This window comes from Streptomyces sp. NPDC007346 (genome assembly GCF_040703535.1).
Lineage (GTDB): Bacteria > Actinomycetota > Actinomycetes > Streptomycetales > Streptomycetaceae > Streptomyces.
The window spans coordinates 34,315-41,676 of the sequence record NZ_JBEYKR010000058.1; the positions used below are offsets into that span (position 1 = coordinate 34,315).

8 protein-coding genes are annotated in these 7,362 nt (G+C 69.7%); 7 read left to right on the forward strand and 1 reads right to left on the reverse strand.

Annotated features, from left to right (window positions below):
• The first annotated feature begins 490 nt into the window (after positions 1-490).
• The 4 genes from fabG to AB0917_RS17395 all read left to right on the forward strand — a co-directional run bounded on the left by fabG (position 491) and on the right by AB0917_RS17395 (position 2,805).
• Complete coding sequence (gene fabG, locus AB0917_RS17380; protein ID WP_366820405.1) at positions 491-1,201, forward strand: 3-oxoacyl-ACP reductase FabG; 711 nt, start codon at positions 491-493, stop codon at positions 1,199-1,201.
• A complete protein-coding gene (gene fabI, locus AB0917_RS17385; protein WP_366820411.1) occupies positions 1,198-2,019 on the forward strand; it encodes an enoyl-ACP reductase FabI in 822 nt (273 codons plus the stop codon). The genes fabG and fabI overlap by 4 nt, the downstream gene beginning before the upstream one ends.
• An 8-nt stretch (positions 2,020-2,027) precedes the next feature.
• Positions 2,028-2,477 (forward strand): MaoC family dehydratase, encoded by a 450-nt coding sequence (locus AB0917_RS17390; protein WP_366820406.1) that lies wholly within the window; start codon positions 2,028-2,030, stop codon positions 2,475-2,477.
• 79 nt (positions 2,478-2,556) lie between these two features.
• On the forward strand, positions 2,557-2,805 hold the full coding sequence (locus AB0917_RS17395) for an acyl carrier protein (protein ID WP_366820407.1): 249 nt from the start codon (positions 2,557-2,559) through the stop codon (positions 2,803-2,805).
• A 43-nt stretch (positions 2,806-2,848) separates the two neighbouring features.
• On the opposite strand, the gene AB0917_RS17400 is transcribed toward AB0917_RS17395, so the two are convergent.
• Positions 2,849-3,598, reverse strand: coding sequence for an alpha/beta fold hydrolase (locus AB0917_RS17400; protein WP_366820412.1), 750 nt, complete (start codon positions 3,596-3,598; stop codon positions 2,849-2,851).
• Between the two features lie 439 nt (positions 3,599-4,037).
• Between AB0917_RS17400 and AB0917_RS17405 the strand changes: the two genes are divergently transcribed.
• From AB0917_RS17405 to AB0917_RS17415, 3 genes are read left to right on the forward strand one after another with little or no spacing between them, the layout of a single operon-like run.
• On the forward strand, positions 4,038-5,498 hold the full coding sequence (locus AB0917_RS17405; RefSeq protein ID WP_366820408.1) for a class I adenylate-forming enzyme family protein: 1,461 nt from the start codon (positions 4,038-4,040) through the stop codon (positions 5,496-5,498).
• Between the two features lie 32 nt (positions 5,499-5,530).
• Positions 5,531-6,778 carry a beta-ketoacyl-ACP synthase II gene (gene fabF, locus AB0917_RS17410; protein ID WP_366820409.1) on the forward strand — a complete coding sequence of 416 codons (1,248 nt, stop codon included), beginning with the start codon at positions 5,531-5,533 and terminating at the stop codon, positions 6,776-6,778.
• Positions 6,768-7,241: an SET domain-containing protein-lysine N-methyltransferase gene (locus AB0917_RS17415; protein WP_366820410.1), complete on the forward strand. Its 474-nt coding sequence runs from the start codon at positions 6,768-6,770 to the stop codon at positions 7,239-7,241. Before fabF ends, AB0917_RS17415 begins: the two co-directional genes overlap by 11 nt.
• Positions 7,242-7,362 lie beyond the last annotated feature (121 nt).

Consider the following 7,362-nt stretch of genomic DNA (forward strand, 5'->3'; position numbering starts at 1 on the left):
TCGGGCATATGCCAGCTAATCACCCAAAACGGCGGATGCCGCCGGGAGGTGCGCTCGCCACGATGCGCTCAAATCGCCCTAAAGGCAGTGAAACTTCACCCCTATCCCCCGTGCCAGGCCTCAGAACGATCCGGCTCGTTCAATCTAGAGCGGACGACTGCAACCAGTCAAGCATCACCGAAGAGAGGTTCCGAATCGGCCGACTTATCCCCGAAGATCCTTCGGACGGCCGGCGCACCCGCCGCGAATAAACGGAATTGATCAATCCAGGGGCGGAACCAATCAATCCAGAGACGCCATTTGACACACTCCCCCCGGCTCGGCTTTGCTGGGCCCTCGAATTGCCGGGCGCCCCACTTATCCCGCCGCTCTCCTCGGCGCCCAGATTTCGGTTTCCCGTCGGCCGCACATGTCGGTCCGTTCACCTCGCACGACGGACCGCCTCGCAAGCGCTTGCCTTCTGTTCAGCAACTCGGAGGTCTGTTACGCCATGTCTGGACGCACCACTCTCGTGAGCGGCGGCAACCGGGGCATCGGTCTCGCGGTGGCCACGGCGCTCGCCGACGCCGGCAACCCGGTCGCCGTGACCTGCCGGAACTCCGCGCCGCCCGACGACCGGCTGCTGGCGGTGAAGTGCGACGTCACCTCGACCGAGGAGGTGGACCGCGCCGTCGGCGAGGTCGAGGAGGCCCTCGGGCCGGTCGAGATCCTCGTCGCCAACGCCGGGATCACCCGGGATGCCCTGCTGGTGCAGATGACCGAGCCGGACTTCCTGGACGTGGTCGACACCAATCTGATCGGTGCGGTCCGGCTGGTGCGCCGCACCCTGCGCGGCATGATCCGGCGGCGGCACGGACGGATCGTCCTGATCTCCTCCAGCTCCGCCCTCACCGGCTCGGCCGGCCAGACCAACTACGCCGCCGCGAAGGCCGGGATGATCGGCTTCGCCCGCTCGCTGACCAGAGAGCTCGGCAAACGGGACATCACCGTGAACGTGGTCGCCCCCGGCTGGGTGGAGACCGACATGACGGGCTTCCTCACCAAGGAGATGCGCGAGGAGGCCCAGCGGACCGTGCCCCTGGGACGGCTCGGCACACCCGAGGACATCGCCCACGCGGTCCGGTTCCTGACCAGCCGGGAAGCGGGCTACATCACTGGAGCCGTCATACCCGTCGACGGCGGTATCGGAATGGGGAACTGATGGGACTGCTCACCGGCAAGACCCTGCTGATCACCGGGGTCATCACCGACTCCTCGATCGCCTTCCACACGGCCCGCCTGGCCCAGGAGCACGGCGCGCGGGTGATTCTCACCGGATACGGAAGGCTCAGCCTGGTCCAGCGCATCGCCCGACGGCTCCCCCAGACCCCGGCCGTCGTCGAGCTCGACGTCACGAACGAGGAGCAACTCGCCTCGCTCAGCGACCGGCTGGCGGAACACACCGATCACATCGACGGCGTGCTGCACTCGGTCGCCTTCGCCCCGCCCGGCGCGCTCGACGGCAACTTCCTCACCACCAGCTGGCAGGAGGCCGCCACCACCTTCCAGGTCTCGGCGTACTCCCTGCAGGCCCTCACCGTCGCCACCCTCCCGCTGATGGGCCGGGGCGGCTCGGTCGTCGGACTCGACTTCGACGCCACCTCCGCCTGGTCCGGCTACGACTGGATGGGCGTCGCCAAGGCCGGACTCGAGTCCTGCACCCGCTACCTGGCCTCGCACCTGGGCGCGCAGGGCATCCGGGTCAACCTGGTGGCGGCCGGTCCGCTGCTGACCCTGGCCGCCCGGAACATCTCCCCCGACCTGGAAGCCGGCGACGCGCCGTTCGGCGCGGAGTGGGGCGAGCGCGCACCGCTGGGCTGGGACCCGGCCGACTTCGAGCCGGTCGCCCGAGCCTGTGTCACGCTCCTGTCCGACCTCCTGCCGGCGACCACCGGGGAGATCCTGCACGTCGACGGCGGCGCGCACGCCATCGGTGACCGGCCCGCGCGGGCGGCCGCCCTGTCGGGTACGGCGCTGTGATCGCGACCGTGCGCGAGATCGCCGTCGGCGAACTGGAGGGCCTCACCGGACAGTTGCTCGGCCACAGCCCCTGGCACGCCGTCAACCAGGACCGTATCGACCTCTTCGCCGAGGCCACCGGCGACCACCAGTGGATCCACACCGATCCGGAGGCCGCGCGCGAGGGCCCGTTCGGCACGACCGTGGCGCACGGCTTCCTCACGCTCTCGCTGCTGCCGCTGCTGACCTCCGAGGTCTACGAGGTCACCGGCATGGCGGCGGCGATCAACCACCGCGTCGACAAGGTGCGGTTCCGCTCGCCGGTGCCCGCCGGCTCGCGCATCCGCGCCTCCGTGGCTCTCGTCTCGTCGCGGTCCAGGCCGCACGGTTTCGTCGAGGTGACGGTGAAGGTCACCTTCGAGCTCGGTGACGGCGTGATCGCCTGCACCTGCGAACAGACCACCCTGTACCGCCCCTGAACCACCGCATGCCGAAACCGGCACCCGCCGGACCTCACGGCAGATCAGTTGCCCCATCCCGTCAGAAAGGTTCACCACCATGGCAATCTCCCTGAACGACGCGCTCACCGGACTCGCCGAGATAGTCAACGAGGTGACCGGCACGCCGCTGGAGGACATCCAGCCGGGCAAGTCCTTCGTCGACGAACTGGACGTGGACTCGCTGTCGATGGTCGAGGTCATCGTCTCCACCGAGGAGCGGTTCGACATCCGCATCCCCGAGGCCGAGGCCAAGACCTTCAAGACCGTGCAGGACGCGGCCGACTACATCGTGCTGCACGCCAAGTGAGCGGTGGCGGGCCGCGGCGCCGCCGGGCGCCGCGGCCCGCGCCTCAGCCGACCAGTTCGCGGTAGGACCTGCGCAGCAGGTCGGTGAAGCGGTCCGGGTCCGTCAGGGACTGAAGGTGGGAGCCCGGCAGGTGTTCGAGCGCGGCCCGTGCGCCCGCCGCGCGGGCGGCGGCCAGGAACGCGTCCTCGTCGGAGCGGAACAGCCGGTCGTCCACCCCGTTGGAGATCAGCAGCGGCAGGGTCAGCCTCCCGGCCATGGCCAGGAAGTCGTGCCGGGGGATCTCCCGGGCCGAGTCGGAGAAGCCGGCCATCGACAGCCCGCCGGAGATCACCGCCTCGGCGCTCTCCGGCGGCAGCGCCTTGCGCAGGAGAGCGGCGCCGACCCGGTCCGACCAGCGCTCCCCCGCCCACCCGGCCAGCCGTCCGGCCGCCCGGTACAGGGTGACCGTGCTGCCGCGCGGCTGCGCGGTGCAGTTGTTCAGCACCAACCCGCCCAGGGTGCCGGGGTGTTCGGCGGCGTACGCGAGCGACACATAGCCGCCGAGCGACATCCCGGCGAGCACGACGGGCCGGCCGCCCGACGCCGCGAAGGAGACCGCCGCGCCGATCCGGTCGACCGCGCCCCGAAGGGTGAAGCGCTGCCCACGCAGGGCGCCGTGCCCCGGGAGGTCGCAGGCGACGATCCGGTAGCCCGGCCCGATCCGGCGGGCGTGCGGCAGCCACATGCTGGCGGACACCCGGATTCCATGGACCAGTACCAGAGGCTTTCCGTCCCTTTCACCGGAAGTCCAAATTCCGCCCTCCTCGGTCTCCTGGAATTTCCGCAATTCCCCCGGACCGACGCTCCCGCCCCCGCCTCCCTTGCCTTGCGAGGCGCCTTCGCGACGGTCCTCACTGTTCCCTTCCACGAGCCCACCACCACTTCCCTTTGATTTCCCGCGGTAACCGGTGCAGCGTCAATCAATTTTCTTGACAGTCACCACACCGTACTTTAACCTGAACGAGTCGGATCGTTCTACAGCGCCTTCACCTGCGGGTTTGATGGTAACGATCACCGGAGGGTCGGATGGCAAAGATCATCACCGTGTTCTTCGGCATCGTGAGCGACCTCGTCTGGATCTGCCGGACGCTATGGCACTCCTGGGAGCGCCGGTAACGCCCCGCACCATGTGCCACGCATCTCCTCACAGCCCTATGGGCCGTTTTCGCCACTCGAAAAATTGGAATGCCGTGATGCCAAAACTCTTCACGTCACATTCGGAAGAAACCTATGAAGACGTCGAACGCCGGGCACTGGGCGTCGCGGCGGAATTACGCCGACGCGGCCTGGTCACCGGCGACCGGGTCACGTTCAAGGCGGCCAACTCGGCCGGCTACGTCACCGTACTGCTCGCCCTGATGCACGCCGGCGCCTCGATCGTGCTCCTCGACCACCAGCAGCAGGAGTCGGTGAGCCGCCGCATCGCCGCTCAGTCCCGCTCCCGCCTGGAGATCACCGACGCCGAGACCGCCGGCTCCGCCACGCCGGAGCTGGGCAGCGTCACCGTCGAGGAGCTGACCGCGGCGGCCGGTCCCCTCACCACCACCGAACCGGCCGGGCTGTCCTTCACCGCCTGGCGCGCGCTGCCGGACGCCCTGATCACCTGGTCCTCCGGATCGACCGGAGAGCCCAAGGGCATAGCGAAGTCCGGCGAGGCGATGCTGCGCAACCTCGACCGCTCGATCGAGCGGATGGGGCACCGCCCCGAGGACGTGCTGCTCCCGCTGCTCCCCTTCTCGCACCAGTACGGGCTGTCGATGGTGCTCACCGCCTGGCTCGCGCGGGCCTCGCTGCTGGTCGCGCCGTACTGGCGGCTCGACCACGCGGTGCGGATGGCCGGCTCGTTCGGGGCCACCGTCGTCGACGCCACCCCGGCCGTCCACCTGAGCATCCTCAACCTGGTGGAACGCCGCCCGGAGATGGTCTCCGACCTGCGCAAGGTCCGGATGTACTGCACGGGGGGCGCGCCTCTCGACCAGTCCGCCGGCCGGCGCTTCACCCAGGTCCTCGGACTCCCGCTGCTCGACGGCTACGGCAGTACGGAGCTGGGCAACGTGGCCTTCGCCACCCCCGGCAACCCGGTGGGCTGCGGACCCGTACTCCCGGGCCTGGACGTGGAGTTCACCATCGACGAGGAGGTGGAGGCCGGCGAGGGCGGGGGCGCGCCGGACTCCGGGATCGGTGAGGTCACCGTACGCACACCCGACCTCTTCTCCGGCTACCTCGCCGACGACGGCACCGTGGTCCCCGTGACCGACGAGTGGTACCGCACGGGTGACCTCGGCCGGCTCGACGCGCACGGCAACCTTTTCGTACTCGGCCGCAAGCTCGCCGTGCACCGCATGGGTTACACGCTGTACCCGGAGGTCATCGAGCGGACGGCAGGGGCCTGCGGGGCGCCGGTCAAGATCGTCCCGCTGCCCGACGACCGGCTCGGCAGCCGCCTGGTCTTCGTCGTCGCGGACCCGGAGCTCCGCTCCCCGCTGTTCTGGCGGGAACGCATCTGCGCCGAGCTCTCGCCCTTCGAATACCCCAACCGCGTGCTGGTCCGCGCGCACTTCCCGCTCAACCGCAACGGAAAGCCGGACGCCCGCGAGCTCAAGCGGCTGGCGCTGAGCAGCAACGAAGCCCTCGAAGATCGGAGTTCACTCTAGTGCGCGCACACACAACCCGGCCCCTACGGCGCGTGGTCGTCACCGGGACCGGCGTCATCACTCCGGTCGGCAACACGGTGGAGGAGTTCTGGGCCTCCCTGATGGCGGGCCGCAGCGGAATCTCCGCCATCGAGGGGTGGGACGCCTCCCACCTGCCGGTCCGTATCGGCGCCGAGGTCAAGGGGTTCGTGCCGGCCGACTACATGCCGCACAAGGTCAGCCGCCGGATGGACCCCAGCGCCCAGTACGGCCTGGCCGCCGCCATGCAGGCGGTGCGCGAGGCCAAACTGGAGATGGACGAGGAGACCGCGCCCAGGACCGGCGTCTACGTCGGCTCCTCCGCGGGTGCCGCCCAGCTGACCTACGACACCACCATCAAGCTGCACGAGCGCGGCCCACGGGCGGTCAGCCCGTTCTTCTTCGCCACCAGCGGTTCGGAGAGCACGGCCGGCGAGGTCGCGATGTGGCTCGGCGCGCGCGGCCCCTCCTCCAGCCTCAGCACCGCCTGTGCCTCCGGCGCCACCTGCATCGGAGAGGCCGCCCGGCTGATCCAGTTCGGGGTCGCCGACGTGATGGTGGCGGGCGGCGCGGAGGCGCCGGTCACCCCGCTGAACATCGCCGCCGCGGCGGCCTGCCAGGCGCTGTCCACCAACAACGACGACCCGGACCACGCCTGCCGGCCCTTCGACCGGGCCCGGGACGGCTTCGTGATGGGCGCCGGCGCGGGCATCGTCGTACTGGAGGAGTACGAGCACGCGCTGGCCCGCGGCGCGCAGATCCTGGGCGAACTCGCGGGCTACGGAGCGACCACCGACGCGTACCACCTCACGGCACCGCACCCGGACGCGCTCGGAACCAAGACGGCCATGCGCATCGCCCTGGAGTCGGCCGGTCTCCAGCCGGAGGACGTCGACTACATCAACGCGCACGGGACCAGCACCCAGCTCAACGACGTCACCGAGGTCAGCGCCATCCGCGGGGTGTTCGGCGACCACGCCACCCGGATCCCGGTCAGCTCCACCAAGTCGATGACGGGCCACCTGATCTCGGGCACCGGTGCGGTGGAGCTCATCGCCTGCCTCCAGGCGATCCGCCACGGCGTCGTGCCGCCCACGGTGAACTGCGACGACCCCGAAGACCCCGACATGAACTTCGTGCAGGGCGTCGCCCAGGAGTGGCAGACCGACGTGGCCATGAGCAACTCCTTCGGATTCGGCGGCCACAACGCCGTACTCATCGTTCGCAAACTCCAGGAAGAGGAAGCAGCAGATGTCGCGTAAGGAACTGATGGACGTCGTCATCACCGCGTCCGGCGAGAAGGGCTACGCCGCCTCCGTGGCGCTCCCCGCGGGAGCGGTCGTCGCCTCCTGGGAGGAGACCGCCGTCGTCTGCGAGGCCACGAAGTTCACCATCCAGGTGGGCCAGGACCGGCACGTGGACGCGGACGCGGTCCGCTTCCTCAACCACTCGTGCGTGCCGAGTGTCTTCGTCGACGCGAGCACGGGCAACGTCGTGGCGCTGCGTCCGCTCGCCGCCGGTGAGGACCTGACCTTCTTCTACCCGTCCACCGAGTGGGAGATGACCACCCCGTTCGACTGCTCGTGCGGCCACGACGGCTGCATCGGCAGGATCAGCGGCGCGGCGGCGGTCTCCGCCGACGTCCTGCGCAGGTACGCCGTCAACGAGCACATCCGGGCGCTGGTGGCCGAGCGCGACAGCCGTCTGGTGACGTCGGCCGGCTGACCCGACGGGGGGGGGGGGGGGGGGGCCCCCCCCCCCCCCCCGCCGCCCAAAAGACCGACCGCCCCCAAAAAAGATAAACAAAAAACCAAACCAACGGAAGTTAAAGGTGAAAGAACGAGCG

Excerpts from the sequence above, each read along its gene's own strand:
- fabG (WP_366820405.1), top strand. The coding sequence starts at position 491 with ATGTCTGGACGCACCACTCTCGTGAGCGGCGGCAACCGGGGCATCGGT.
- AB0917_RS17395 (WP_366820407.1), top strand. The coding sequence starts at position 2,557 with ATGGCAATCTCCCTGAACGACGCGCTCACCGGACTCGCCGAGATAGTC.
- AB0917_RS17405 (WP_366820408.1), top strand. The coding sequence starts at position 4,038 with ATGCCAAAACTCTTCACGTCACATTCGGAAGAAACCTATGAAGACGTC.
- AB0917_RS17415 (WP_366820410.1), top strand. The coding sequence starts at position 6,768 with ATGTCGCGTAAGGAACTGATGGACGTCGTCATCACCGCGTCCGGCGAG.